The organism is Planococcus circulans, assembly GCF_020023385.1.
In the GTDB taxonomy this organism is placed as follows: Bacteria; Bacillota; Bacilli; order Bacillales_A; family Planococcaceae; genus Planococcus.
Genome location: NZ_JAIQCL010000004.1, coordinates 211,386 through 236,647, shown reverse-complemented (window position 1 = coordinate 236,647; position 25,262 = coordinate 211,386). Strand labels below are relative to the sequence as shown.

At 46.6% G+C, this 25,262-nt stretch carries 25 protein-coding genes; 17 read left to right on the top strand and 8 right to left on the bottom strand.

From position 1 onward, the window contains the following. Positions 1-33: 33 nt before the first annotated feature. A complete protein-coding gene (locus K8U60_RS09200; protein WP_223637381.1) occupies positions 34-303 on the top strand; it encodes a hypothetical protein in 270 nt (89 codons plus the stop codon). An 83-nt stretch (positions 304-386) separates the two neighbouring features. Then, positions 387-1,673 (top strand): purine/pyrimidine permease, encoded by a 1,287-nt coding sequence (locus K8U60_RS09195; protein ID WP_223637378.1) that lies wholly within the window; start codon positions 387-389, stop codon positions 1,671-1,673. Positions 1,674-2,047: 374 nt separating this feature from the next. Here the strand turns inward: K8U60_RS09195 and pepF are convergent, their stop codons facing one another. Then, positions 2,048-3,859 carry an oligoendopeptidase F gene (gene pepF / locus K8U60_RS09190; protein WP_223637375.1) on the bottom strand — a complete coding sequence of 604 codons (1,812 nt, stop codon included), beginning with the start codon at positions 3,857-3,859 and terminating at the stop codon, positions 2,048-2,050. Between the two features lie 654 nt (positions 3,860-4,513). Between pepF and K8U60_RS09185 the strand changes: the two genes are divergently transcribed. The 3 genes from K8U60_RS09185 (at position 4,514) to K8U60_RS09175 (ending at position 6,442) form a co-directional block, all read left to right on the top strand. Then, the gene (locus K8U60_RS09185; RefSeq protein ID WP_223637372.1) at positions 4,514-4,993 is read left to right on the top strand and encodes a PaaI family thioesterase; all 480 of its coding nucleotides are present in this window, start codon (positions 4,514-4,516) and stop codon (positions 4,991-4,993) included. Between the two features lie 210 nt (positions 4,994-5,203). Further along, complete coding sequence (locus K8U60_RS09180) at positions 5,204-6,154, top strand: ATP-grasp domain-containing protein (protein ID WP_223637369.1); 951 nt, start codon at positions 5,204-5,206, stop codon at positions 6,152-6,154. Positions 6,155-6,235: 81 nt separating this feature from the next. Beyond that, positions 6,236-6,442 (top strand): hypothetical protein, encoded by a 207-nt coding sequence (locus K8U60_RS09175; protein ID WP_223637366.1) that lies wholly within the window; start codon positions 6,236-6,238, stop codon positions 6,440-6,442. A 28-nt stretch (positions 6,443-6,470) separates the two neighbouring features. Here the strand turns inward: K8U60_RS09175 and K8U60_RS09170 are convergent, their stop codons facing one another. Further along, on the bottom strand, positions 6,471-6,767 hold the full coding sequence (locus K8U60_RS09170) for a hypothetical protein (RefSeq protein WP_223637363.1): 297 nt from the start codon (positions 6,765-6,767) through the stop codon (positions 6,471-6,473). Positions 6,768-6,895: 128 nt separating this feature from the next. Here K8U60_RS09170 and K8U60_RS09165 point away from each other — a divergent pair, with 128 nt between their 5' ends. After that, positions 6,896-7,573 (top strand): hypothetical protein, encoded by a 678-nt coding sequence (locus tag K8U60_RS09165; RefSeq protein ID WP_223637360.1) that lies wholly within the window; start codon positions 6,896-6,898, stop codon positions 7,571-7,573. 43 nt (positions 7,574-7,616) lie between these two features. On the opposite strand, the gene K8U60_RS09160 is transcribed toward K8U60_RS09165, so the two are convergent. From K8U60_RS09160 to K8U60_RS09150, 3 genes are all read right to left on the bottom strand, one after another. Beyond that, a complete protein-coding gene (locus K8U60_RS09160; RefSeq protein ID WP_223637357.1) occupies positions 7,617-8,552 on the bottom strand; it encodes an aldo/keto reductase in 936 nt (311 codons plus the stop codon). A 97-nt stretch (positions 8,553-8,649) separates the two neighbouring features. After that, positions 8,650-9,894: an erythromycin esterase family protein gene (locus tag K8U60_RS09155; RefSeq protein ID WP_223637355.1), complete on the bottom strand. Its 1,245-nt coding sequence runs from the start codon at positions 9,892-9,894 to the stop codon at positions 8,650-8,652. A gap of 89 nt (positions 9,895-9,983) precedes the next feature. Beyond that, positions 9,984-10,253 carry a GNAT family N-acetyltransferase gene (locus tag K8U60_RS09150; RefSeq protein ID WP_366522835.1) on the bottom strand — a complete coding sequence of 90 codons (270 nt, stop codon included), beginning with the start codon at positions 10,251-10,253 and terminating at the stop codon, positions 9,984-9,986. 200 nt (positions 10,254-10,453) lie between these two features. Between K8U60_RS09150 and K8U60_RS09145 the strand changes: the two genes are divergently transcribed. The 3 genes from K8U60_RS09145 to K8U60_RS09135 are packed head-to-tail and all read left to right on the top strand — an operon-like array spanning position 10,454 to position 13,110. Beyond that, on the top strand, positions 10,454-11,371 hold the full coding sequence (locus tag K8U60_RS09145) for an ABC transporter ATP-binding protein (protein WP_223637351.1): 918 nt from the start codon (positions 10,454-10,456) through the stop codon (positions 11,369-11,371). Between the two features lie 4 nt (positions 11,372-11,375). Beyond that, positions 11,376-12,152: an ABC transporter permease gene (locus K8U60_RS09140; protein ID WP_223637349.1), complete on the top strand. Its 777-nt coding sequence runs from the start codon at positions 11,376-11,378 to the stop codon at positions 12,150-12,152. A gap of 49 nt (positions 12,153-12,201) precedes the next feature. Further along, positions 12,202-13,110, top strand: a complete 909-nt coding sequence (locus K8U60_RS09135) for a catalase family peroxidase (RefSeq protein ID WP_223637347.1) — start codon at positions 12,202-12,204, stop codon at positions 13,108-13,110. A gap of 517 nt (positions 13,111-13,627) precedes the next feature. On the opposite strand, the gene K8U60_RS09130 is transcribed toward K8U60_RS09135, so the two are convergent. The 3 genes from K8U60_RS09130 to K8U60_RS09120 all read right to left on the bottom strand — a co-directional run bounded on the left by K8U60_RS09130 (position 13,628) and on the right by K8U60_RS09120 (position 17,250). Beyond that, the gene (locus K8U60_RS09130; RefSeq protein WP_223637345.1) at positions 13,628-15,001 is read right to left on the bottom strand and encodes a Glu/Leu/Phe/Val family dehydrogenase; all 1,374 of its coding nucleotides are present in this window, start codon (positions 14,999-15,001) and stop codon (positions 13,628-13,630) included. 107 nt (positions 15,002-15,108) lie between these two features. Continuing rightward, a complete protein-coding gene (locus K8U60_RS09125; protein ID WP_223637343.1) occupies positions 15,109-16,599 on the bottom strand; it encodes a glycine betaine uptake BCCT transporter in 1,491 nt (496 codons plus the stop codon). Positions 16,600-16,689: 90 nt separating this feature from the next. Continuing rightward, complete coding sequence (locus K8U60_RS09120; RefSeq protein WP_223637340.1) at positions 16,690-17,250, bottom strand: SLOG family protein; 561 nt, start codon at positions 17,248-17,250, stop codon at positions 16,690-16,692. 248 nt (positions 17,251-17,498) lie between these two features. Between K8U60_RS09120 and K8U60_RS09115 the strand changes: the two genes are divergently transcribed. From K8U60_RS09115 to K8U60_RS09080, 8 genes are all read left to right on the top strand, one after another. Further along, the gene (locus K8U60_RS09115) at positions 17,499-18,449 is read left to right on the top strand and encodes a threonine ammonia-lyase (protein ID WP_223637338.1); all 951 of its coding nucleotides are present in this window, start codon (positions 17,499-17,501) and stop codon (positions 18,447-18,449) included. Positions 18,450-18,669: 220 nt separating this feature from the next. Beyond that, a complete protein-coding gene (locus K8U60_RS09110) occupies positions 18,670-19,443 on the top strand; it encodes an SDR family oxidoreductase (RefSeq protein WP_223637335.1) in 774 nt (257 codons plus the stop codon). Positions 19,444-19,474: 31 nt separating this feature from the next. Continuing rightward, positions 19,475-20,032: a TetR/AcrR family transcriptional regulator gene (locus tag K8U60_RS09105; RefSeq protein WP_223637332.1), complete on the top strand. Its 558-nt coding sequence runs from the start codon at positions 19,475-19,477 to the stop codon at positions 20,030-20,032. A 21-nt stretch (positions 20,033-20,053) separates the two neighbouring features. Then, positions 20,054-20,476 carry an acyl-CoA thioesterase gene (locus K8U60_RS09100; protein WP_223637328.1) on the top strand — a complete coding sequence of 141 codons (423 nt, stop codon included), beginning with the start codon at positions 20,054-20,056 and terminating at the stop codon, positions 20,474-20,476. Beyond that, entirely contained in the window at positions 20,466-22,223 is a 1,758-nt protein-coding gene (locus K8U60_RS09095; RefSeq protein ID WP_223637325.1) for an acyl-CoA dehydrogenase family protein, read from the top strand. The genes K8U60_RS09100 and K8U60_RS09095 overlap by 11 nt, the downstream gene beginning before the upstream one ends. 12 nt (positions 22,224-22,235) lie before the next feature. Beyond that, positions 22,236-23,210: a quinone oxidoreductase family protein gene (locus tag K8U60_RS09090; RefSeq protein ID WP_223637320.1), complete on the top strand. Its 975-nt coding sequence runs from the start codon at positions 22,236-22,238 to the stop codon at positions 23,208-23,210. Further along, positions 23,207-24,190 carry an MBL fold metallo-hydrolase gene (locus K8U60_RS09085; RefSeq protein ID WP_223637317.1) on the top strand — a complete coding sequence of 328 codons (984 nt, stop codon included), beginning with the start codon at positions 23,207-23,209 and terminating at the stop codon, positions 24,188-24,190. Before K8U60_RS09090 ends, K8U60_RS09085 begins: the two co-directional genes overlap by 4 nt. A gap of 15 nt (positions 24,191-24,205) precedes the next feature. Beyond that, on the top strand, positions 24,206-25,132 hold the full coding sequence (locus tag K8U60_RS09080; RefSeq protein WP_223637314.1) for a ketopantoate reductase family protein: 927 nt from the start codon (positions 24,206-24,208) through the stop codon (positions 25,130-25,132). Positions 25,133-25,262 lie beyond the last annotated feature (130 nt).

The window sequence follows — 25,262 nt, the reverse complement described above, 5'->3', positions numbered from 1 at the left end:
GAAACTTAAGGTTTAAAGGTGGGAATCAACACAATGGATTTTTTATATTTTCCTGAAGACAAATCGGAGTATATCCCTGGGATTATTTCTGTCGTTATTATATTCATTTTATCCGTATTGATCGTGCGGTTACTGGTTAAAGCTTCGCGCAAGCAAGTGAAGCAATTGGAAGAACAGGGCTATCCGGCTGTCTACAAAGATGGTTTTGACGCAGAAAGCCCAGATGAGGACAACGCTGATCCGCAGGAAACAGTACGCAAAGTGAATGAAGCAAAAGCTGCCCGTGATAAACCGAAGTCCTGACAACAGTCAGGGCTTTTTTTGATCTTTTCAATAGGTGTATACTGTAAGCAATCGAGGAGAATAGAGAAGTGGGGACAGCGACTATGAAAAATATTTTTGGCGGTGTGCAATGGGCGGTCTTTCTGATCGCCTCTTCTATTGCGGCACCGATCGCAATTGCCAGTATTTTTGGCATGGATACAGGAGATACAGCGCTATTCGTACAGCGGACCATGTTCGTACTGGGCGTCGCCTGTTTGGTACAGGCATCCATCGGGCACCGAATGCCGATCAATGAAGGACCAGCTGGCTTATGGTGGGGGATATTCATTGTTTATGCGGGATTGGTTGGAATTATGTATGCTTCCATGGAAGAATCGCTTCAAGCACTGCAAAGCGGGCTGCTATACAGCGGCGTTCTTTTTATCGTCTTTGCCTATACAGGCTTGGTCGACAAACTGAAAATCCTGTTTACGCCAACCATCACTTTCGTTTACCTCCTGTTGTTGGTTCTTCAAATCAGTGAGTCGATTCTAACGGGCTTACTTGGCATCATCTCTGAAGGTGACTCAGTGGATGGGGTGGTACTGATGGGCGGCATTGCGGTTATTTTACTGACCTTCTTTTTCATGGGCCATAAAGCTCCTTGGATCAGCCGTTATTCCATCCTGTTTGCGATTGCTGCAGGCTGGCTGATTTTCTGGATTCTTGGAAAAGCACCGGAAGCAGAAGGAAGCGTCAGCGCATTGGTTTCCTTGCCGAAAATGCTGGTCTTCGGACCGCTGATTTGGGACAGCGGCATGTTTGTGACCGCTTTGTTTTTGACCATCCTGCTGATTGCTAATATGATGGCGTCGATCCGTGTGATGGAAAGCGTGTTGAAGAACTCCTTTTCGATTGAAGCGCCAGACCGTATTAAACAAGCTTCAGCAGCTTCAGGGATCAATCACATCATTGCCGGATTGTTTTCATCCATCGGTCCCGTACCGATTTCAGGAGCGGCTGGGTTTGTCAGCGCTACCAGAACGCCGGCGCTCAAGCCCTTCATCTTCGGTGGAATCATCGTGGTGCTGATCAGCTTTTTTCCGGCGCTCATGGCGATTCTGGCATCTTTGCCGGCCCCAGTCGCTTACGCGGTCATTTTCGCGGTCTTCACCAAAATGGTGGAGATGGCCTTTACGGAATTGGAAAATGAAGGGGACAGGCAGCATTCCTATAAAGTGGCCGCGTTCGGTTTGATGAGCGGTGTCGGCATCATGTTTGTACCGCCTGAAAGCATGGCGAATCTGCCCTCCGTTTTGGCAGCTACCTTATCGAACGGTCTAATCACCGGCACCATCATCGCTATCTTTGTGGAACAGCTCCTGCTGTGGCGGAAAAAGAGAGTCTGAAAAAGTCTTCGTGCTGTTATTGCGTCGATCGTGCGTTTTTGGTAGCGCGAAACCAGTGCACCGGTACAAGCATCCCCATTTTTCGAGGGGATTTGGATAAAAGCTTATAGAAAGAGCTCTTTGCCGACACGGCAGAGAGCTTTTTTGGTGATTTGATAGTTGGATTGTTCATTTATGGTCGCTCGTGGGGATTTATGGGCGTTCAAAAGGATTTATGGTCGCTCGTGGAGATTTGCAGTCGTTCAGTCCAAACGCTCATAAAAACCTTGGGTGTAGCCGGAGCAGCAAGCTTCTGCCAATCAATACTTGATAGAAGGTTCTCGGCAATCTGAAAAGCCGTACGCATAGGCGCACGGCTTTAAAGTCATTTGTCTTTATTCTTTTTCGATTTCTTCTGTCAGACGTTCCAGCTCATCCACGAGTTCGCCGATATAGGCGATGGTGTCACGCAATGGCTGTTCGGTCGTGATATCGACTCCGGCCATTTGTGCCAGCTCCACCGGTGTTTTGGTGCCGCCGGCTTTCAGGACCTCCAGCCATTCGTCGACAGCTGGCTGGCCTTCGTTCAGTATCCGTTTGGAAACTTGCGTGGAGATGGTCAATCCGGCACTGTAGGTGTACGGATACAAGCCCATGTAATAATGCGGCTGGCGCATCCATGTCAATTCGGCACCCTCTGTAATATCGACCGCATCACCCCAGAATTCCTCTAATACACCTCGTTTGATGCTATTCAAAATGCTGGCGTTGACACTTTTTCCTTCATCAATCCGTTCATATACGTTGCGTTGATAAGCAGCTTCAAGCAAGTGTGTCACGAAATTATGGTAATAGGTTCTGGCCACTATCGAAGAAATCACCCAGCGTTTGAATTTCGGATCTTCCGAGTTCTTCAATAAGTGGTTGGCCACCAGCATTTCATTCATCGTAGAAGGTGCTTCGATAAAGTAAAGGGATGGCCGGGCGTTAAGGGCATTCTGCTCGCGGTTGGCGTTGTAGAAATGGCCGGCGTGCCCAAGTTCGTGGGCCAGCACAAAAACCTCATTCATGCGGCCGGTCCAGGAAATCAGGATATACGGATGGTCGCCGTATGGACTTGAACAGAAAGCACCGGTCGATTTCCCTTTGTTTTGAGCAAAGTCGATCCATCTTTCGGAATAAGACCGATCGATCATTTCGAGGTAATCGGGACCCATGATGGAAAGGGAATCATCAATATACTTTTTGGATTCTTCTACGGTGATTTCTGGCTCATAGTTCGGGTCCAGGGAAATCTTCAAGTCTGCAAAGGTCATGCGGTTGAGGCCATGGACCTTCTGTAATAATTTTGCGTATTTCTGCATATGCGGCGCGAGCTCTTTGGTGATCAAGTCGATTTGGCGGTTGTAGAGCGAGCGGTCCACTTCCTGGTTGATGAGGAGGTAATCAAATATGCTATCGTAGCCGCGCAAATCTGCTGTCGTTTTTTCCGTCTGCAAGTGCATATCATAGGTTTTGGCGGTCGTGTGCTGATAATCCTTCAGTTTCTTCGAAAAGGCTTCAAATGCTGCTCGGCGAAGCTCTGTATCAGGCTCTGCTTCCCAGTCGCCTTCAAAGGAGACGTAGCTGAGCGGATATTTTTGGCCATTCACTTCAAAATCCTCAAAGTTCATATCGACCATTTTTGTCGTGTTGTAAAGACCGTATGGCGCACTGAACGTGGATGAATAAGCGGCAAGGCTTTTTTCCACTTCAGGATGCAGCTGGTAAGGTTTTTTGCGGAGAAGTTTTTCCAGGAATACCTTGAATTCCGTTGATTCCTGCATTGCCTGCTCCAAGGTTTCTTTCGGCAAAGCGAGCAGCTCGCTGTTGATGAAAGAAAGCTTGCTGCTGATTTTAGCAGCAGCTGCTCCAAATTTACTGGACTGCAGTTGAGCCTCGTCATTGGTTTGGTCTGTGCTGATTGTTAAGCTGGCATAAGTGCTCAGCGGGATTAATTTTTCAAGGAAAGCCAGATAATCTGTTAAAGCCTGGATGGCCGAAGGGGCATCAGCAATCGTGCCTTGTGTTTTTTGGCTGAGAGCTTCAGCATCCTGCTCCAAGCTTTCCAAGGCTCGGTTAAACTCTTCTGAATCTGAAAATAAACTCGATAAATTCCACGTCTCTTCAACAGGAACCGCTGAACGTACTGGCAAACTTTTAACCATGTGATCTCTCCTCTATGTATTACGGTTTTCGAACTAATTATTAGTATAGAGGCAGAAAGAAGAAATGTAAAAATATTATTCAGAATTTATAAAAAAATTTTAAAAACTAGGTTTAGATTTAAATACAAGGTGGGTAATGTAAAGTACAAGGCGGAATCACCGTCGGAAGAATACGACTGGATTCGATCCAGAATCGCCTTCAGACGAGAAACTGCACAGCCTTGGCGGAAAATTTGCTTTACTGACGATATTCACTCTTGTCAGGGACCATTGTTACTCGGGTTTCTATCCGGAAAGTGTTTCAAACAGTAAGCCGTAAGTTTTTTGTGGAAGTGCAATTGAAAGCCTGGCTGCAGAACCAAAAAAATTCACTGAGAAGTAAATGTGAACCTAACTGCCCTATCGGCAAGTGACAGTCAGCGCGACTAAACTGCAATGACGAGAGTTTCATATTTCGTCAGAGATTTACAGTTTGTAGAAAGAATTTAATAAAATTTTCCGCGTGCAAAAAATCCCTCAGGATTTTCGAGGGGTGGAAAAAGGAAGAGCATGATCTGATGAAAAGGATCATGCTCTTTCCTTTGTCTAATGAAAAGTGAGCTTAGCGCAAGTCTAGTTCATGAAGAAATATCCCAACGAAAAGAGGAGTAAATTATGGAAAACCATTCAGTAAGTGCAATTCAGGACGAATACCCGGAAGACTTCGCCTGGTGCTACGGCTGTGGCCGCCTCAATAAAGAAGGGCATCAATTCCGTACAGCCTGGGATGGCGAAGAAACAGTCACTTTGTATGAACCGAAGGAAGTACATACGGCTATCCCCGGATTCGTTTACGGGGGGGTGATCGCTTCGCTGGTCGACTGCCACGGAACCGGTTCCGCTTCATTGGCATTGCACCGGAAAAACGGCTTTGAGCCTGGCAGTGGGGAAGAACCGCCGCGATTTGTCACGGCTTCGCTGCATGTCGATTATTTGAAACCGACGCCTCAAGGAATCGTTTTGAAGGCCGTAGGAAAAGTTGAAGAAGTCCATCCGAAGAAATTCAAGGTGAAAACAGAAGTGTATGCTGGTGATGTTTTATGTGCGACAGGCGAAGTGACAGCAGTGGTCATGCCTGCTTCTTTTGCAAAGTGACTTGAGAGTGAACCGGCATTCCGATTTTATTTTTTATATGCAAAAAGGATAAAGTCTAGTTTGCTGGTAAGATTAAAGGACATTATTGTATACTGATTTTATTCTATAAATGTTTGAATATTTCGTGCAGAAACTTTAGTCGAGTTATGGCTGATACAGTAGTTGAAGAAAAATGGCGTTTAAAGCGCTGCACATCTGGGAGGATACAGCATGACGGAAAAAATTTATGTTATCCATGAAAATGAAGAATGGACTGAGCATCTTTTTAAGCGGCTCGATGAATTGGGGTTGCCTTATGAAGACTGGTTTATCGATGAAAGCCTAGTGGATTTGAACGAAATACCGCCTGAAGGGGTTTTCTACAGCCGGATGAGCGCTTCTTCCCATACAAGAGGCCATCGTTTTGCACCTGAAATGACGGAATCCCTGCTGGTCTGGCTGGAACATCATGGGCGCACCGTTTTTAATGGCAGCCGCGCGCTGCGCCTGGAAGTCAGCAAGGTCAATCAGTATATGGCATTGAATGCAGGAGGGATCCGGACACCGAAAACGATTGCCGCCAATGGCAAAGAGCAGATTTTAACAGCTGCTGAGAAGATGGGCGTACCATCCTTCATCACCAAGCATAACCGTGCCGGAAAAGGCTTAGGCGTCCGGTTATTCCATTCGCTTGAAGCGCTGAAAGAATATGTGGATGGCCCTGAATTCGAACCGTCCATCGACGGCATCACTCTGATCCAGGAGTACATTCAGGCACCGGAGCCATTCATCACGCGCTGCGAATTTGTCGGCGGTAAGTTTGTCTATGCAGTTCAAGTCGATACTTCTGAAGGATTTGAGTTATGCCCTGCAGATGCTTGCCGGATTGATGACCTGTTCTGTCCGGTTGGTGAAGAAACGGAAGAAAAACCGAAGTTCCAGGTGATTGATGGTTTTGACGATTCCATTCTGAAGAAATACGAAGCTTTCTTGCACCAAAATGGAATTGACATAGCGGGGATTGAATTCATCCGCAATGCTCAAGGTGAAATTTTCACGTATGATGTCAACACGAATACCAACTACAACGCTGATGCAGAAGCGGAAGCTGGGAAGTTTGGCATGCTTGAACTTGCTGGATTTCTTGGGCAAGCATTAAAAAATGTGAAACAGACTGTCTGAAGGCGGCCTTCCCTTTGTTTAGGGAGGGGGAATGAAGGGAAACTTTCTGGTAACGAGAATCAGAAGAAGGGGTGTTTGGTGATGGTAGAGCAAAAAAAAGAAGAAGAGCTGGGAGAACGTCCAGAATCTGCAGAAGCAGAGGAAATTGAAGCGGAAGAAACTGAGCCGGTCGAAGACGATTCGAAATTCGATAAGATCTACAGCAATGTAGCATCCAATCGTTATGAAAATCTGCGGACCAGTTATATTGAAAATAAAGCAAAAGAGCTGCGAAAACGCAAAAAGTAAAAGGTCGAGTGCAGCTGCACTGGATCTTTTACTCTTTTGGAAGCTTTTCGATTTCTTCCGAAACCACAAATGCCAAATCGTCATTTCCAAACAGCTGAAGGACGTCGAGCAATGTTTCATGGTCAATCTCCAATTCTGCTGCATCTGACTGTTCAATTGCGGCAGTCAGGACGGGGCTTTGCAGTTGTCCTGGATATGCCCGCTGATAAAGTTCGGCAGGGTTCAATTGGTGGTTCGTGCACCATTGAACAAAAAGTTGGACCATCACTTCTTCATCCTGCTGGTATTTCTTGATGATATATTCATCTCTATTTTCATCATTCATGCAAGGTACCTCCATCATTAATGGTTTTGTGTTAGTAGCATACCAAACAATTCGAGTGCTTGCATGGACTTCTATCTATTTTTCCTCTAGAATGAAGCCATGGCAATGACAGTATCGGAGGGTGAATTATGAAATTACTGCAAGTAAGAAAAGGGCAATTCGTTTATTATCAAAATGAATTACACAAGGTGTATTCTGTGAAGCCGCTAGCTAAGAAGTCGGTGCTGATGTTCCGCGTCAAAGATATGGAACAAGTGGCCAGCAAGGCTGATGAGGTCACATTCTACAAACCGAAGCATATGGATTCCTTCTTATTCTTTGGGTCTCGATACACTTTGCGTGAGGATCTGCCAGCAGAAGAAGGCGGTTATATTCTAATCACCAAACCAGATCCCGATTACATGGATCATTATTCGCTGAATGAGTTTGAAAAAGTAGAGTCGGTTGAAGGGAATAATGTCATCACCACTCGCCAGAACACAGTGAAATCAAAAGAATTCCTTGTTATGGCACCTGGAGAAGAACAAGGCAGCAACGATATCGTCTACTTTGATAAATCCAAGGTTTCAGCTGAACAACTGGAGCAGGATGCTCAGTTGGAGGAAGTATTGCGGGAGAAGAACGCCATCCGTCCTTCTATCGGAGATGTCTACTTGAACCTGGATAACACAGGGACAGCAATGGTTGTAGCGATTTCTGGAGAAGAAGTGACCTTGGGAACAGGGGAACGCATTACATTCCATGAGTTGTATAAAGCGGATAACTGGAGTTATTTGTATAATATCAATGATGGCGAATTCAGATAAAATCATAAAAGGCGCCCCCCTGTGGGTCGCCTTTTATTTTAGGTTAACTTTTGAAAATAGAACCGATTTCAAGAATTTCTTCCGTACTCAGCTGAACGTCCAAAGCGCTCAAGTTCGATAGCACTTGATCCGCGCGTTTGGCTCCAGGAATCACACCGTCGATTTCAGGGCGTGCCAGGTACCAGGCCAATACAACATGGACTGTATCGGCTCCTTTCGCTTCAGCCAGGTCCTTCAGTCTCCGCACTTTCTCCAAGTTGCGTTCGAATTCTTTTCCTTGAAGATGAGGCATATTTGTCCGTAAATCGTTGAAGGTTTTGGTTTGATCGTATTTCCCTGCAAGCAAGCCTGCTGCAAATGGGAAGTAGGGAACATAGGAAATGCCATGCTCTTTTACATAAGGGAAATAATCTTCTTCAGCCTCGCGTTTCAACAAGTTGTATTCGCCTTGGAAAACGTCCACATAGCCGTCTTTATTGGCATCCTTTAATTGTTCCATGGAAAAATTCGAGACACCGATTGAACGGATTTTGCCTTCTTCTTTTAAGCGTTGCAGAGCGCCGACAGCTTCAGCTTTCGGTGTTTGTTCATCTGGAAAATGGATGTAGAACAAATCGATATAATCGGTCTGCAGGCGCTTGAGGCTGTCTTCCACCGCCTGTTTCAAGAACGTAGGTGAATTGTCGGTGATGTGTTCATCGCCTTGCCGTCGTTGAGCGCCTTTGGTCGCCACCACCATTTCCTGGCGGGCTCCGGATTCCTGCAGCACTTCTCCCAATAATTCCTCTGAGCGGCCATAGCCGTAAGCGTAAGCCGTATCAATAAAGTTGAGTCCGTTATCAATGCCGGCGTGTACCAGCTCCTTGCCGGTATCTTCATTTAAATCTGGGTAAAGATTGTGTCCGCCTACAGCATTTATGCCGAGGCCGATCGGATTGATATATAAGCCTGTCTTTCCAAGTTGCGCCTTTTCCGTCATTATCAGTACAGCTCCTTTAGGTAAGTCTGTTTTTATCATAACATTCAAAAAATTTTAGGGCGAAGAACAATGCTCCAAAAGAGCTGTCCGATCTATCTTAAAGCGGGCGAAGCGCGTGGGTGTGGTCAAGGAAAATAAAAGCATCATATCGCTGTGACATTTTTGAAGGAACGTAATTGCCATATGCCTCGAATTCAGGGTTATAGACGACACCGATTGCACGATGGCCAACCCAGCGATCAAAAAGAGCGAAATTCTCCGAATGGAACAGCAGAAATTTGTTGAAAGCGCCGGTCCGATGCAGAAAATCTTCCCACGTATTCGGTGTTGCAGGTGGAACGGCCATTTCTTCGGCAGGATCTCCCCAGGAAGGTGCAGCAATGACCGTTCCGGAATGCGTGCCGAAGCCCACTGCATAAACATCTGCCGTGCGGTTTTGCTCACGGAGAATTTGCCCGACATTGGTCATGCCTTCGTTTTTCATATCGGTGGCGCTGGCATCGCCGATATGGGTATTGTGCTCCCAGATAATGATTTTTGCTTCTGTGCCGTGGTAATCCCGAACCTCGTTGATGGCTTCCACCATGTGTTCATCCCGGATATTCCAAGACATTTCCCCGCTTTGTACCATGGCCCGATAATAGTCTTCAGCATTTTTCAGGACCAGCGCATTGATCTTCAAATCCAAATCACTCTCATATGAATCCTTATACAGGTCTTCGTTCGAGCGGATGGAGGCCAGCAATTTGGACACCTCCTCCACGCATGATTTGGAGAAGTCCGCAGCAGTCACGCCATAATTTTCGGGTTCCCGGTTAAAGGGCTCAAAGCAGGCGAATGCTTCTTTTGCCAATTCGACATCCCCACCGGACGGATTGGTTTTTGATAGATAATGGATTACTTCTTCCATGGATTCCCACAAACTGTAAACATCAATGCCGTAAAAACCGACTTTTTGTGGCGTTTTCTGGTTATGCTCTCTCAGCCAACCAATAAAATCAGCAATTTCTTCATTTGCCCACATCCAGGTTGGCCAGCGTTTAAAAGCCTGAAGCACTTCATGCGGGTGGGGATTATCATCGCTAAAATCTTTAATGTAGCGATTGACCTGTTGAGAAGACGGCCAATCACCTTCGACAGCAATTATCGAAAAACCTTTTTCCAGAATCAATCTTTTGGTCAAAGCTGCCCGCCATGTATAAAACTCGGATGTTCCATGTGTCGCTTCTCCCAGAAGGACAAACTTTGCATCGCCGATCGCTTCTAAAAGAGGTGTCAAATCTTCAATTGAACGGAATGGCTGTGCGTTCATCTTGACTGCTTCCTCTAGCGAGATCTTCACAGGTTCCAACCCCTTTTATTGTTCATGTTCCCGCTGTCGGCTCTCTCAAACAAAGACAAAAAAAGCATCCGCTTTGAGCGGATGCTTTCTTATTTTGCCAGAACGTCCTGGAATTCCGGGGTCTTTTCAATGACGCCATTTGCGAATGGGCATTGCGGGTCAATGGTCTTGTTTTCACTGCGGGCATATTCGACAACCTGCGCCACTAGTTTTTTGCCGATTCCCTGGCCTTCCAGCTGTGGGGAAACTTCGGTATGGTCGACAGTCAAAACATCGCCATTTTCTACATAGCTCAGGAAAGCCAATTCTTCGGAATTTTCCAGAGCCGCAAACTTATTGTTTTCGTGTTTGAAATCCACTGATGTTGCCTCCTTTAATCTGTTTTGATGCATTCTTTCTTTGTATTCCCTGTTCCGGTAGAGAATATTCAAGTTCTGAAAGGAAAGTTCTTCGGTTGTCCTGAAGAAGATTGTAAGTTGGAAGAAACAGGCTCATAATATAAGTGAAAATTCAGTTTCAGTAAAGTCTAAAGAGTCTTTGATAAAGGAGCGGTGGGAAAATGAATCCTGTCATTCAATTGTCTCAGTTATCCAAGCGCTACAAGAACTTTTCAGCTGTAGAAGATGTTTCGCTGGAAATCGGAAAAGGGGAGATTTATGGCTTTATCGGTTTAAACGGGTCAGGCAAAACAACCACTATCAAAATGCTGCTTGGAATGGTTCGTCCCAGCCACGGGTCTTGCTATATTCAAGGCCGAAAAATAGAGCTTTCCAACCATTCTATGTGGGCGAACGTAGGAAGCCTTGTGGAAACGCCTTATGCCTATCCGGAGTTGACGGTCAAAGAGAATCTGGAGATTTTTCGTCGGTTGCGAGGGGTTTCCGATGCGGATGTGGTGCACCAGGTGATGGATCAGCTGAAGCTGACGGGCTATGCAGGTAAAAAAGCGGGCAAGCTTTCGCTGGGCAATACGCAGCGTTTGGGCATCGCCAAAGCGTTGCTGCATAAACCGGAAATTTTAATTTTGGATGAGCCGTCAAATGGACTTGATCCGACAGGCATCATTGAGGTCCGCGAACTGTTTCAGCATCTGGCCAAGGATTTGGGCGTGACGATTTTCATGTCAAGCCATCTATTGAGCGAGGTGGCTAAAATTGCGACCAGGATAGGCGTAATCCATCAAGGGAAATTGCTTCAGGAAATCAGGACAGACCAGTTTAAGGACCTGCTCCAAAAACGTCTGGTTATCGATGCGCGGGAAAAAGATAGAGCGATGACTGCGTTGAATCACGCGGGGTATTCAGCCGTATTTAACAAAGAAGGAAGAATTGAAATAACTGCTGATTATGCTGTAAGGCACCCGGATGAGATTTCCCGGTACCTGGTTTCCGGTGGTATTCCTCCGACGCATCTGGCTTTGGAAGAGGAGGACTTGGAATCGTATTTTCTGCATGTCATCACTCAGCGAAAGGAGTAACTCGATGGCTTTCTTGAGGGCGGTTCAAGTGGAGATGTTGAAGATCCGGAAATCGAAGATGATTTGGATTACCTTAGCTGTCTTTACGATGGCGCCTATGATGGCAGGATTCTTTATATTTGTATTAAAAAACCCAGAGCTTGCGAAAAGTTCAGGATTGATTGGGGATAAAGCCCAGATTTTCGGTGTAGCAGATTGGCCAACATACCTGAGTATGCTGGCGCAAATTATTGCTGTGGGAGGGATTCTGGTATTCGGCTTTGTGACAAGCTGGGTATTTGGCAGAGAATACGCAGATCGGACCGTTAAGGATCTTTTGACCTTGCCGACACACCGCATGATCCTCATCCTGGCAAAGTTTTTAGCGGTAATGTTAACGAATTTATTGCTGAGCGTCTATATTGTCCTGCTGGGAGTGAGCATCGGATTCTTTATCCAGCTGCCACAATGGTCTTTGGAGATGGTATCGGACAGCGGATTTGTATTGCTGGCTACGACGCTTCTTACTTTGGCACTCAGCACTCCGCCTGCTTTTTTGGCCTGCTATGGCAGAGGCTATTTAGCGCCCATCGGTTTTATCCTTTTCATGGTGGTGCTCGCCCAAGTTATTGCGGCAGCCGGCTATGGAGCATTTTTCCCTTGGGCCGTTCCAGCCATATTCAGTGGAATGGCTGGAACGGAGACGGCACTCGGAGCCGGCAGTTTCTTTTTGGTTCTTTTCACAGGTTTCATCGGCTTGGCAGCCACCGTTTCATGGTGGTTGTATGCAGACCAGCATTGAGACGTTAAAATCGTCAAATAAGGGTATGAAACATAGAAGAGGTGATGACATGGATGAGTTAGCAGAAACGGCCATCAATCGAATTGAAAAGGTATTCGGTATTTATCCGGGCTATCGGCGAGCCCATGCCAGAGGAAAAAGTTACAGGGCGATTTTTACAGCGACGGGTTCGGCCAACCATTTGACGACAGCGCCGCATTTTCAACAAGGAGAGAGCAGCGCGTTTGTGCGATTTTCCCATTTTTCTCCAGATCCGACATGGGCTGATGCCATGTCGCCGGTCAAAGGAATGGCGGTCCAATTCCGTTTGCCGAACGGGGAAGCCACCAATATTGTTGGTGTCACGTCTCCTATCTTCTTTGCTAAAACACCTGAAATTTTTACGGAGATGCTTGGTGTCGTCAAATCGTTCAAGAAAGGAAAACCCAGCTTAAAGGAGCTTGCTGGTTTATTGGCTGATTATCCTGAAAGTGGAGCAATGATCGACAACATCCGGAAAATGCAGGCACCAGCTAGTTTTGCCACTGGCCAGTACCATTCGATTCATGCGTTTTATTTTACCAATCAAGACGGCCAGCGTCAGCCGGTTAAGTATTTGTGGGAACCGGAAGAAGGGGTGGAAACATTATCACCGCTTGATGCGGTTGCCTTGCCGGTCGGTTTTTTTGAAGCGGATATAGAAGACAGAATCGCACAAGGTCCGGTGAACTTCCACTTGAATGTGATTTTGGGGGAGCCGGGAGACCCCACTGATGATCCGACAAAAGAATGGCCAGAAACCCGGGAGAAAATAACGATCGGCTATTTGTCGATTACAGAAGAAGCGCCGGAAGCAGATCAAATTGTCTTCGATCCTACACTTGTTACAGAAGGCATTGAATGCTCAGAAGATCGGATCCTCAACTTTCGACACGATGCGTATCGAATTTCCCATCAACGAAGAACGTCTGAGACGTAAAAAACGCACAGCCCAACTTAATGGGCTGTGCGTTCAGACTGTAGACAAAGTCTGACCAAAATGTATAGCGGTGCATAATCCCCAAGCGGTCCGGCCACTTCGCTTTCCGTGGGCTCAGCTTCAGCCTCCTCGTCACTGCGTTCCTGCGGGGTCTTCAGCTATCGCTGTCCCACAGGAGTCTTCGTGGCCAGCCCGGTTGGGGCATGTTGCTTCAATCAAAGAGAGAAGCTTCGTAGTCAATTTCAGAAGAAAATAATCCCAACAAACCTGATAACTCCTTCACTCAAGGATCCGGAGCGCAAGGCGGCGACTCCTGCGGGAGCAGCGAAGTGCCGAAATCCACTCGGGCGCCAGTCCGAGTTAGTTCGGCGCGAGCCCGCGGAAAGCGTCCGCCTGAAGCGCAGGTTCCGGTATAAACAGGATGAAATGTGTATTCATGCTTTAAATGACATCAATATTCTTGTGTCTACAAGCTCAACGCACAGCCCAACTTAATGGGCTGTGCGTTTTCTGTATCTCAGTAGAGTTTCCCTTGTCGATAAATCACGGTCGACAGCCGCGTAACGGCATGGATAAAGCAGTTTTGGCGCAGAGCATACGGATCTCCGTAATATTGCGGAAGCATCATGTCCATGGTTTCTTGCATTTTTTCGATCAATAACCGGTAAACTTCTGCTTCTGTATAGAACTGGGTTTCACGGCCTTGCAGCCATTCGAAATAAGAGACGATGACCCCGCCGGCATTTGCCAGAATGTCAGGGATGACGACGACGCCTTGTTCATTCAGGTATTCATCGGCTTCAGCGGTTGTCGGGGCGTTTGCTCCTTCAATGATGATCCGCGCCTGGACATCTTTCATATTGTCTTCACGAATCTGATTTTCCAGTGCTGCCAGGAGCAGTACATCAACAGGTAACGTGACGAGAACATCCCGTTCTTTTATTTCTGCTTTGATGCTGGCGCTCTGCAGTTGCTCTTCAGTCGATGGCAAATCTCCGCGATTGGTTTTGGTAAATTCGATCAATGCGGGGATGTCCAGTCCATCTTCGTTATAGAGTGTGATGTTGCGGTCGCTGACGGCGACGATTTTATGGTCGATTAGAGGACATTTATAAGCTTCGAGAGCTGCAACAGCGCCCACGTTTCCGAAGCCTTGAACGGCCATCTTCAAGGGACGGTCGTATAATTCCAATGTCGTTTTGGCAAAAGGGTTATTGCTGTTGGACAGCAGCTGATGGTTTGCTTTCACATAATCGTGGAGCAGGTAACGGAACGTAAAGTAGACGCCTTTCCCAGTCGCTTCCCGTCTTCCGAGAGAACCGCCGTTGACGACACTTTTCCCGGTGAAGCTGCCGAGGTAAGGTGTACCATGATGGACTTTCTTGTATTCTGCCATCATCCAGTCCATCTCCCGTTCGCCTGACCCCATGTCCGGTGCAGGAATATCTTTGTCAGGACCGATGACATCAGCGAAATAGCGGACATACTTTCTGGAAATAAGATTCAATTCTTTCTCCGAGTATTCGCGCGGATTAAGGACAATGCCGCCTTTGCCGCCGCCAAATGGCACTTTGTGAAGAGCGTTTTTCAAAGTCATCAGAAATGCGAGGTTGATGACTTCTTCTTCGTTGACGCTTTCGTGAAAACGGATACCGCCTTTATAAGGACCCATTGCATCGTTGTGCTGCGCACGGAAGGCAGGAATCCGCACCACACTTCCGTCATCCAAAGGCACCCTTAGGAAGGCTTTATGTATTTTATCAGGGGTGGAAAGAATGGCGCTCAGTGAAGCAAAAGCCTGTTTCCGATCAGTCAAGCCAGGTAGGAACGCATCATTTTCAAGCAATGCATCCAATGATTCCTGGATGATTTTTTTGGTTTCTTTCTGCATATCCGGAACACCTCCAATGTATATTGTCTAATTAACCTATACCCGCTCTATTTCTATTTAATCAATAAGAAAAACCGTCTTCAGGAATCTCCCGAAGACGGCTGGTGTTATTTTTTATGTTTCATCAATTGCAATTCCAGATTCAGCGCTTTGAACAACGCTATTACCATCAAGATCATCACGAAAGAGAAAGGCAATGCCGCAATGATGATGGTGTTCTGCACCGCCGCTAAGCCGCCGACAGATAGCAGGATAGCCGCCACCATCGACTGGGCAATTCCCCAAAGAATCTTAATTTGATTGCTCGGTACCAATGAACCGTGCGTTGACTGCATCCCTAACACAAAAGTAGCTGAGTCAGCAGATGTGATGAAGAAAGTCGTCACGAGCAGAATAGCTATGATCGACATGACGAAGCCAAGAGGCATCTCGCTGAACATTGCGAACAATATTTGTTCAGTAGGAAAAGCGGTTAAATCAATGCCGTTTTTTTGGAAGTTGATTGCCGTCGAGCCGAAAGCCGCGTACCAGATTCCAGCAAAGGCGCTTGGAACAAGGACAACGCCGACCAAGAACTCACGGATGGTGCGGCCCTTTGAAATGCGGGCGATGAACATACTGACAAATGGTGCCCATGAAATCCACCAAGCCCAATAGAAGATGGTCCAGCCATCAAGCCAACTGCGGTTTTCTGCATCCAGTGGAGCAGATTCGAAGCTTAAACTGATTAAATTCTGGACATACGCACCAAAGGTTTCGGTGAACATATTCAAAATCAATAGAGTTGGACCCAATATCAGAACCAGTACCAGCAAAACGACTGCCAAAATCATATTGATATTGGACAGGTATTTGATGCCCTTGTTTAGTCCGGACCATGCGGAAATGATGAACAGGATGGTCACGGCGCCGATAATCAGCATCTGCACCCAGTATTCCTGAGGTGCACCGAACAAATAGGAAATGCCTCCATTAATTGAAGCAGCACCAAAGCCGAGTGAAGTTGCTACACCAAAAACCGTAGCAAAAACTGCGAGTACGTCAACAAGTGTTCCTAAAGGACCGTTCATCTTGTCGCCGAAAATCGGCTTCAGTGTTGATGAAATTAATGCAGGTTCGCCTTTTCTGAACTGGAAAAAGGCTAATGATAGAGCAACCATTCCATACATTGTCCAGATATGGATGCCCCAGTGGTAATAGGAGCGTTGCAAGGCTTCCTTGAACGCTTCGTCGGATCCAAGTTCTGCTGTTGCTGACTGAATGGCGAAATGGGATAGAGGTTCTGAGGCGCCATAAAATACGAGTCCAATCCCCATTCCTGCTGAAAACAGCATGGATATCCAGCTGAATGTCGAGAATTCCGGACGATCCGAGTCTTTGCCCAAACGGATTTTACCGTAGGGACTGACCATGATGATGGCGACAAGAATCAGCAAGATGGCCATAATCATTAAATAGTACCAGCCGAATGCTGTATTGATATAGTTTCGGATGTTTCCAGTGGCAGATTCAAAGGTTTCAGGCGCGATAACGCCAAAAGCTACAGTTAAGATAACCAGTGCAAATGTGATGTAAAAGACTTTCGAAGCTTTATTCATAATTCCTCCTGAAGTAATTTTTTTAACATAGTTGTTAAGGTTACCTAAAAGCTTCTGTATAGTCAACCGGAGAAAGGGGTATGTGGGCTATTAATTGTCCCATTCCTTCAGTTGTTCTTCTTCTGTCACAACACGCAGATCGTCGCCGGTTATGGTCAATACTTGGTAGTCAGACGTCTCTGCATAACGCTCTGCTTCTTTTTTGATGAATTTAGGCGAGCCGTCGGTTTCTTCGTCATAGATGATCAGGATGCCGTCGGAGTTGCGCAAGAAGAATTTGTTTTTTTCGATAAACTGCCATGGTGCCTCATAAGGTTTACTGGTTAGGCTGCGGTGGAAATCAGCTTTATCGAGGATCATTCGGTAATGTTCCTGTTTTTTTTCGTTCCATCTTTTTTCCTGTTCCAGAAACGGTGTAAGCACGGCATATTTCAATTCAGGAAATTCTTCCTTCATCTCTAAAACCACTTCTGCTGCCCACGTTTCAACACCGAGTTGCCCGCTTACAATCACCCATTCCAACCCTTCATCCACCAAAGCGCGAAAGCGGTTTTCCAAAGCTTTTTTAATAAAACGGATACCCGGACTCTTTTCATCGAATATACCGAGTTCATGTTGTTTATAGCCAGTAACAACTAATCGTTTCAACAATCTATCCACTCCTTTTTAAGGATTTGCAATCTAAGTCTACCGTATAGCTAATGGATTGAATAGCCGATTCAAGTATTCCATTTATTGAAGAAAGCAAAATGAAGTGATGCTGGCAAGGAGCTGTAAATGAAAACAGCGTTTTAGCAAAGAAGGTATTAAAACGGAATATTAAATCCTTTATAAGGGAATATATTAAGATACGGGGCACACAAGGGGACTTCAATCAGCAAGGCAAAGGAGTGCATCAAATGGTCAGCTTGGAGGACGTAAAAAAAGCACAGCAGGAAATTCGCGGTACGATCCATCGGACACCGATTTTAACTTCTTCACTTCTCAATGAACGCTGTGGAATGCAAATCTTTTTAAAAGCGGAGCATCTGCAGAAGACAGGTTCTTTCAAAATACGGGGAGCTACAAATGCTGTGAAGCAGGCAGTTGCAAATGGTGCGCGCTCTATTACGGCGGCGTCATCCGGCAATCATGGCCAAGCCGTCGCTTATATCGCCGAGCAGTTGGGTGTTCCGGCGGTGATTGTCGTTCCTGAGGATGCCAATCGAGCAAAAGTGGAAGCGATTAAAGCCTACCAGGCTGAAGTGGAATATTGCGGACTGACATCAGCTGATCGAATACCGAGAGCGAAGCAATTAGCTGAAGACAATGGAGGTGTTTATATTCCCCCTTACGATCATCCCGCTGTCATCGCTGGACAGGGAACGATTGGGTTGGAGATTTTGGAGCAGCTGGAGGATGTGGCTGTCATTGTCGTACCGGTTGGAGGCGGCGGCTTGATTGGGGGGATTCTTTCAGCGGTGAAAAGGAGTAAGCCGGAAGTCCAAGTTATCGGAGTTGAACCGGAGACTGCCGATGATACCTTTCAGTCACTTCAAAAGGGCGAAATCATTTCCATTTCCGGTACTTCGACCATCGCGGACGGTTTGCGCACTTCGCAACCGGGTGATTTGACCTTTCCCATTTTGAAAGACAAGTTGGATGAGCTGGTCTTGGTTTCCGAAGAGGAAATAAAGGAGGCGTTCCAATTTTTACTGGAACGTACAAAGCAACTGGTGGAGCCTTCTGGTGCAACAGCCTTAGCCGCCGTGATGGCAGGTAAAGCCGGCAAAGCAACTGACAAAGTGGCAGTCGTCCTATCAGGAGGAAATGTCGATCTGCATCAGATTCCTCTGTTCTTGAAAAACTGATTGCGCAGATGGCCGTCAAGTATTAAAGCCGACAGAAGGATAGCGATGTTGAAAAAAAACAGGCAGGCTGATCGATTGCGTAAGGGAATGGGTCCGCCTGTTTCTATTATATTAAACGTTCCTTGCATTCCATGTTTGAAAACGGTACCATAAATTTAAGTATTCTGAACATACTAACTAGTTAGTATGGAGCGACTATCATCAGTCAGGGGGATGGAAGATGAACGTAATGGACTTATTCAAACTGGATGGCAAGACAGCAATTATAACTGGTGGAGGCCGTGGTCTCGGGGCCATGATGGCGGAAGCTTTTGCAGAGGCGGGGGCAAACGTCGTCTTATGTTCGCGGAAGGTGGAAGCTTGCCAGGAAACAGCCGCTAAGTTGGAGGGGATGGGTGTCGGAACACTGGCACTGGCTTGCGATGTCACCAATCCCGATGATGTAGAGATGGTCGTTCAAAAAACGCTTGAAAAATTCGGCTCTATCGATATTCTGGTCAATAATTCCGGTGCCACATGGGGAGCGCCAGTTGTCGATATGCCGCTAGATGCATGGAAAAAGGTCATGGACGTCAATGTAACGGGAACATTCCTGATGAGCCGCGAAGTAGGAAAAGCGATGATCGAACAAAAGAGTGGGAAAATCATCAATATTTCTTCGGTTGCCGGACTTGGGGGAATTGACCCGACGTTGATGGACACCATCGGCTACAACACCAGCAAAGGTGCGGTCATCACTTTTACGAAAGATCTGGCAGCCAAATGGGGGCAGCATAATATTAACGTCAATGCCATTGCCCCGGGGTTCTTTCCGACCAAAATGTCGAAAGTTGTAATGGAACAAGGGCAGGAAGGCTTGCTTGCCCAAACACCTTTGAACCGCTTTGGCACAGAAGAGGATTTGAAAGGGACGGCTTTGTTCCTGGCTTCGAAAGCTTCTGATTATATAACTGGGGATGTCGTTGTCGTTGATGGCGGCATGCACGCTCTGTAGATTATGGGAAAACGAATGGCGGGGAATGACCATGAAAGAGAACATCAAACAGAAAAGCATTCTCCTGTTTGAGGAAAAAGGTTTCAGTGAAACATCCATACAGGATATTGTCGAAGCCATAGGTGTAACGAAAGGGACTTTCTACTATTACTTCACCAGTAAGGAACAGCTGCTGATGGATATACATTTGGGGTATATCGATGATTTGCTGGAACGTCAGGAAAAGATCAGGCAAAAGCAACTCAGCAATCGTGAAAAAGTTACGCAACTCATCGCGTTATTGATTACCGATATCGCGAATCACGGTCCGAGCGGCAAAGTGTTCTTCAGGGAAATGCGTCATCTTTGCGAAGACAACGCATTGGAAGTTAAGGGGAAGCGTGAAAAATTCCGGAAAAACTTGGAGGGAATCATAAGCGATGGGATGGCTCAAAACGAATTTCGGCAAGGACTGGAACCGGATATCATCACTTTCGCTATTTTAGGCGTCACTAACTGGAGTTACCAATGGTTTAATCCAACTGGAGGAATTTCAGCTGATCGGCTGGCAGCCGTATACAGCGATTTGATTTTGAACGGCATCGTTTAATGGGCAGAGGAGGAAAGGGTAATGGTACATGAAATCCCAGTAAAAGTGCGTTTTAGTGAAACAGACGCATTGGGTCATATCAGCAATATCAGCTATTTTATTTATCTGGAAGAAGCAAGGACAGAATTTTTCGCAGATTTGGGCTTTGGGCGCGACATCAATAACTGGAAAATCATTCTTGCTTCAGCTTCCTGCGATTTTGTCAGCCAAGGTTATTACAATCAAAAATTAGTCGTCCAAACGGCAGTCAGCAGAATCGGCAACTCAAGTTTTCAGGTGGTACATGAGATCAAAGATGCTGAAAGTGGGGAACTGGTTGCAAAAGGGCAAGCAAGTGCGGTTCATTTCAACTTTAAAACCCAAAAAAGCGAAGTTCTACCGGAAGCCAACCGCCAGCTGCTTGAAAAGCATCTACTGAAGGAGGCAAGTCCCCATGGAAACTAAAATCTCAGGATATAAAGGGGCGGCTTTTCTGTACCAACCGTCCGAGTGTTTTTTCATACCGGAAGATTTTACCGATGAACATCGCTTAATCGCCAAAACAGCCAAGCGCTTTCTCGAGAAGGAAGTGCGGCCGAACAACGAAGACATTGAAAGCCAAAATTTCGGTTTGGTCAAAGAGCTTATGGAAAAAGCGGGAGATTTAGGATTGCTTGGCCATAGTATTCCGGAGGCATATGGTGGCCTTGGCCTGGACAAAATCAGCAAAGGGCTGGTCGGGGAGTCGCTTGGTTCAGCTGGAGGCTATGGCGTGGCACATTCCAACCATACATGCATTGCGACGTTGCCGATCACTTATTTCGGAACGCGAGAGCAAAAAGAGAAGTATTTGCCGAAGCTGGCTTCAGGCGAATTTATCGGAGCTTACTGCCTGACAGAACCGGGGGCGGGATCCGATGCGCTTTCTGCGAAAACAACAGCCAAGCTCAATGAAGCAGGTACTCATTACCTGTTGAATGGAACGAAGATGTTCATCACCAATGCAGCTTTTTCCGATACGTTCATCGTTTACGCAAAAGTGGATGGCACAGCCTTCACGGCTTTTATTGTAGAAAAAGGTCATCCCGGCCTGTCGCTTGGACCTGAGGAACAGAAGATGGGCATTAAAGGTTCTTCGACGCGTTCGGTCATTTTTGAAGACTGCCAAGTACCGGTGGAAAACTTGCTTGGTGAAATCGGGAAGGGCCACGTCATCGCGTTGAATGTCTTGAATTTGGGTCGCTATAATTTAGGATCCGCTTGCATGGGTGCGGCAAAATATGGGCTGGAGCTGGCACTGAAATACACCAGTGAGCGCCGCCAATTCGGCAAAACGATTGCTGAATTTACGGCAACCCAGGAAAAATTAGCTGATATGGCGCTCCGCATCTATGCTTCTGAATCACTGCAATACCGGACTGCCGGATACTTAGAGGATGCACTGGGGGGCCTTTATGAATCGGAAGACCAAGGACTGATCGCCAAACAGTTGATGGAATACGCGGTCGAATGCGCAGTCTGCAAAGTACATGGTTCGGAAACGCTCGACTTTGTAGCGGACGAAGCACTTCAATTGCATGGGGGCTACGGCTTTATCAAGGAGTACAAAGTAGAGCAAATGTACCGGGATTCACGGATCAACCGGATTTTTGAAGGGACAAATGAAGTGAACCGATTGCTGATTCCTGGAAACCTGCTGAAGCAGGCGGCTAAAGGAAAGCTCCCATTACCGCAGTTGGCAGCAACGGCAATCGAAGAAATGAAGTCTCCTGCGGCTATGGACGACTCGCCTATTTCCCGGGAAATAGAAGCCGTACAGGCGGTTCGCCGGATTTTCCTGTTCTGCACCGGTGTTGCCTATGAAACATATGGCAATGGACTGGGTGAAGAGCAGGAAATATTGATGGCATTGGCGGATATCGCCATCGCTTTGTATGCTTTGGAATCTGCAGTGATGAGAACGTCGAAAGCCATCGAAACAGGTGAACACGCGCAGAAAGTGCTGATGGCGCAGGCGTTGACGGGCGATACATTGTTGGAAGTGGAGATGGCTGCCCGCAAAACGATGCAGGCGGCTTCTGCTGAAAACCAGCTGGGACGCAATACCGCAGCTGTAACAGACGAATTGAGCCGGCTGCAGCGCGGCAGCATAGACAAAGTAAAACGGCAAATTGCAAAAAATCTATTGAATGCGGAACAATACATCTATTAGGGGGATTCACTGATGAAAGTTATAAAATTTGAAGAATACGGCGGGCCTGACGTCCTGCAATTCGTAGAAGCTGAAAAACCGGAACCGGCAGCCACAGAAGCCATCATTGAAGTAAAGGCGATTGGCATCAATTACGCGGATACGGCAAGACGGGAAGGGAAATATGTAGTCCCGACAGATCTGCCTTATATTCCAGGTTCCGAAGTGGCCGGTGTTATTGTGGAAGTCGGTAAAAATGTGGAGAAGTTTAAAGTGGGCGACCGCGTCGTAGCGCTGATCGGCTCAGCAGGATACGCGGAATATGCCGCGGTCGACCAAAGTGTCTTGACGGAAGTTCCGGAAGGCGTCGATTTTGACCAGGCTGTTGCCCTGCCGCTGCAAGGATTGAGTGCTTATCATATATTGAAGACGATGGGCCGTCTTGAAAAAGGGGAAACCGTACTGATCCATGCCGCAGCAGGAGGTGTCGGGGCGATTGCCGTGCAATTAGCCAAGATTTTCGGCGCCGGAAAAATTATTGCAACGGCCAGTACGGAAGAAAAACTGTTTCATGCACAAAAGATGGGTGCGACTCATTTGGTGAACTACACGGAAGAAGGCTGGGTCGATAAAGTGAAGGCCATCACCGACGGAAAAGGCGTGGACCTGGCGCTTGAAATGGTCGGTGGCGAAGTGTTCAATAAAACGATAAAATGTTTGGCCCCGTTTGGCCGCCTTGTCATATTCGGAGCAGCCAGTGGAGAACAAGCCACTTTCAATCCTGGTCAGTTAATGCGTAAAAATCAGTCAGTCATCGGTTTTTTCCTGCCTCAGATTATGCGTTATCCGGAGTTGTTCCAGCGGAGCTTCGCAGAATTATTAGCCTATATGAAGAGCGGAGAATTGATTTTGACGATTGGCGGAACTTATCCGCTTGCAGAAGCAGCTAAAGCACATCGGTCACTGCAAGGACGAAAAACCATCGGGAAGCTGGTGCTGAAGCCGTGACCCAACATTTGTCGAATGAAGGCACTGAAACAGCCACCATGCTGGAAAAGCTTGGAGTGGAAGCGGTTCGGATTGAGCTGCCTTTCCGGTTAAATCATGTCAATTGCTTTATGGCAGAAAGTGAACAAGGGTGGATGGTCATCGACGCTGGATTAAACAATGACAATACGAGAGCCTTGTGGGAACGCAAGCTGGATGGCAAGAAAGTCACTGACTTATTGGTGACTCATTATCATCCTGACCACTTTGGCTATGTGGGCGGATTACAGGAAAAGACGGGTGCGAAAGTTTGGATGACGGAAATAGATGCGCAAGCAGGAATGGCGGCATGGGCAGATCCTTTTTTGGAAAGCATTCCCGGTAACTACCGGACTTCGGGAATTCCTGAAGAACAATCGATGCAGATGACACAAAATACAGAGGAATTCAAACCGCTTGTTTCACCGTTGCCGCAAATTGGAGAATATTTGGCAGAAGGGGATCTTGTCCAGATTGGCCGTTTCGAATACCGGGTTATTTTTACGCCTGGACATTCGGACGGCATGATTTGTTTTTACAATGAAGAGCAAAAAACATTGTTTTCTGCAGATCATATCCTGCTGAAAATCACACCTAATATTTCGTATTGGTTTCATGGAAATGCCGATCCTTTAGCTTCATATATTGATTCCTTAAAAAAGGTCAGGAAATTGGATGCTGAATTTGTTATTCCGTCTCATGGAAAACCATTTTACGATGCCAATCAGCGAATCGATGAACTTTTGGCTCATCACGATGAGCGGCTCGATGAAACGCTTGAAACCATCAAGAAGCCGCTGAGTATTTTTGGAGCATGCGAAAATTTATTTCAGCGGCCTTTGACTGTCCATGAAATGCGGTTTGCAGTTGGAGAAACACTGGCACATCTGGAAAACCTACGCCATAGACAAGCATGCACGCGTGAAATGGTGGACGGTATTTGGCTTTATGAAAAAGTATAGAAGAGGGGTGCGGAAATGAAGATTTTGGTTTTGGGTGCAGGGGCAATCGGTGGTTACTTTGGTGGCCGCCTACTGGAAAAAGGGGAAGATGTCACATTTCTCGTGAGGGAAGGCAGAAAAAAGAAGCTGCAGCAAACTGGTTTGAAAATTCAAAGCAAACATGGCAATTTGCAATTATCACCGAAGCTGATAACCAAAGAAGAACAGAGTTCACCGTTTGATGTCGTTTTGATCTCCACTAAATCCTATCAGCTTGCGAATGCGATAGAGGACGTACAGCCGTTTGTCGGTCCGGAAACGATGATTCTCCCTCTATTGAATGGGATGGCACATTTACAGCCATTGATTGAAGCATTCGGAGAAGAACGCGTCATTGGCGGCCTATGCTTTGTCGAAACGACTTTAGCGGAAGACGGAACAATCGTTCAGACAAGCCCCATCCATCAATTGGTATACGGAGAACGGACAGGGGGGAAGACAGATCGTATTAGGAAATTGGAACAATCTTTTACAGGAACCAAAGCGGAATTTCTCAAGAGCGATAACATCAATCAGGAGATGTGGCATAAGTATTTGTTCATCACGGCCATGTCCGGAATCACTTCAATGATGGAAACGCCTATCGGACCGATACGGGATCTTGAAACAGGGCAGCACACGATTCAGGCATTTTTGGAAGAGCTTGCAGCCATCATGGAGAAAATGGATGCGCCGATCCAGTCAGGAATCGTTGACGTGCAACTGAAGCGGATCAACAGTATGGATGCAAAAATGAAGTCTTCCATGCAGCGGGATATCGAAAAAAGGCAGCCGACAGAAGCCGAACATTTACAAGGATACCTGCTGGGCAAAGCAAAAGAAATGAAAGTCTCAGTTCCTGTTCTTGAAGTCATTTACACAAAACTGATGTTATATGAACAACAGATAGCCAAAGGAAAATAAGAAGGAAAGATGTGGCTGTTGACCTTGCGGAAAAGTGAACCTTTCTAACTGGGGAAAGCGGCGCAGCAGTCAATTATACCGGCCTGATATAATGGAGATAAATGAATAATTTTTGGAACATTTACATTAT

What these genes read in the sequence shown, in the direction of transcription:
- K8U60_RS09175 (WP_223637366.1), top strand. Translation starts at nt 6,236, where the DNA reads ATGGTAGAGCAAAAAAAAGAAGAAGAGCTGGGAGAACGTCCAGAATCT.
- K8U60_RS09110 (WP_223637335.1), top strand. Translation starts at nt 18,670, where the DNA reads ATGAACGTAATGGACTTATTCAAACTGGATGGCAAGACAGCAATTATA.
- K8U60_RS09145 (WP_223637351.1), top strand. Translation starts at nt 10,454, where the DNA reads ATGAATCCTGTCATTCAATTGTCTCAGTTATCCAAGCGCTACAAGAAC.
- K8U60_RS09100 (WP_223637328.1), top strand. Translation starts at nt 20,054, where the DNA reads ATGGTACATGAAATCCCAGTAAAAGTGCGTTTTAGTGAAACAGACGCA.
- K8U60_RS09135 (WP_223637347.1), top strand. Translation starts at nt 12,202, where the DNA reads ATGGATGAGTTAGCAGAAACGGCCATCAATCGAATTGAAAAGGTATTC.
- K8U60_RS09115 (WP_223637338.1), top strand. Translation starts at nt 17,499, where the DNA reads ATGGTCAGCTTGGAGGACGTAAAAAAAGCACAGCAGGAAATTCGCGGT.
- K8U60_RS09180 (WP_223637369.1), top strand. Translation starts at nt 5,204, where the DNA reads ATGACGGAAAAAATTTATGTTATCCATGAAAATGAAGAATGGACTGAG.
- K8U60_RS09125 (WP_223637343.1), bottom strand. Translation starts at nt 16,599, where the DNA reads ATGAATAAAGCTTCGAAAGTCTTTTACATCACATTTGCACTGGTTATC.
- K8U60_RS09130 (WP_223637345.1), bottom strand. Translation starts at nt 15,001, where the DNA reads ATGCAGAAAGAAACCAAAAAAATCATCCAGGAATCATTGGATGCATTG.
- K8U60_RS09095 (WP_223637325.1), top strand. Translation starts at nt 20,466, where the DNA reads ATGGAAACTAAAATCTCAGGATATAAAGGGGCGGCTTTTCTGTACCAA.
- K8U60_RS09200 (WP_223637381.1), top strand. Translation starts at nt 34, where the DNA reads ATGGATTTTTTATATTTTCCTGAAGACAAATCGGAGTATATCCCTGGG.
- pepF (WP_223637375.1), bottom strand. Translation starts at nt 3,859, where the DNA reads ATGGTTAAAAGTTTGCCAGTACGTTCAGCGGTTCCTGTTGAAGAGACG.
- K8U60_RS09165 (WP_223637360.1), top strand. Translation starts at nt 6,896, where the DNA reads ATGAAATTACTGCAAGTAAGAAAAGGGCAATTCGTTTATTATCAAAAT.
- K8U60_RS09195 (WP_223637378.1), top strand. Translation starts at nt 387, where the DNA reads ATGAAAAATATTTTTGGCGGTGTGCAATGGGCGGTCTTTCTGATCGCC.
- K8U60_RS09185 (WP_223637372.1), top strand. Translation starts at nt 4,514, where the DNA reads ATGGAAAACCATTCAGTAAGTGCAATTCAGGACGAATACCCGGAAGAC.
- K8U60_RS09140 (WP_223637349.1), top strand. Translation starts at nt 11,376, where the DNA reads ATGGCTTTCTTGAGGGCGGTTCAAGTGGAGATGTTGAAGATCCGGAAA.
- K8U60_RS09080 (WP_223637314.1), top strand. Translation starts at nt 24,206, where the DNA reads ATGAAGATTTTGGTTTTGGGTGCAGGGGCAATCGGTGGTTACTTTGGT.
- K8U60_RS09160 (WP_223637357.1), bottom strand. Translation starts at nt 8,552, where the DNA reads ATGACGGAAAAGGCGCAACTTGGAAAGACAGGCTTATATATCAATCCG.
- K8U60_RS09105 (WP_223637332.1), top strand. Translation starts at nt 19,475, where the DNA reads ATGAAAGAGAACATCAAACAGAAAAGCATTCTCCTGTTTGAGGAAAAA.
- K8U60_RS09170 (WP_223637363.1), bottom strand. Translation starts at nt 6,767, where the DNA reads ATGAATGATGAAAATAGAGATGAATATATCATCAAGAAATACCAGCAG.
- K8U60_RS09090 (WP_223637320.1), top strand. Translation starts at nt 22,236, where the DNA reads ATGAAAGTTATAAAATTTGAAGAATACGGCGGGCCTGACGTCCTGCAA.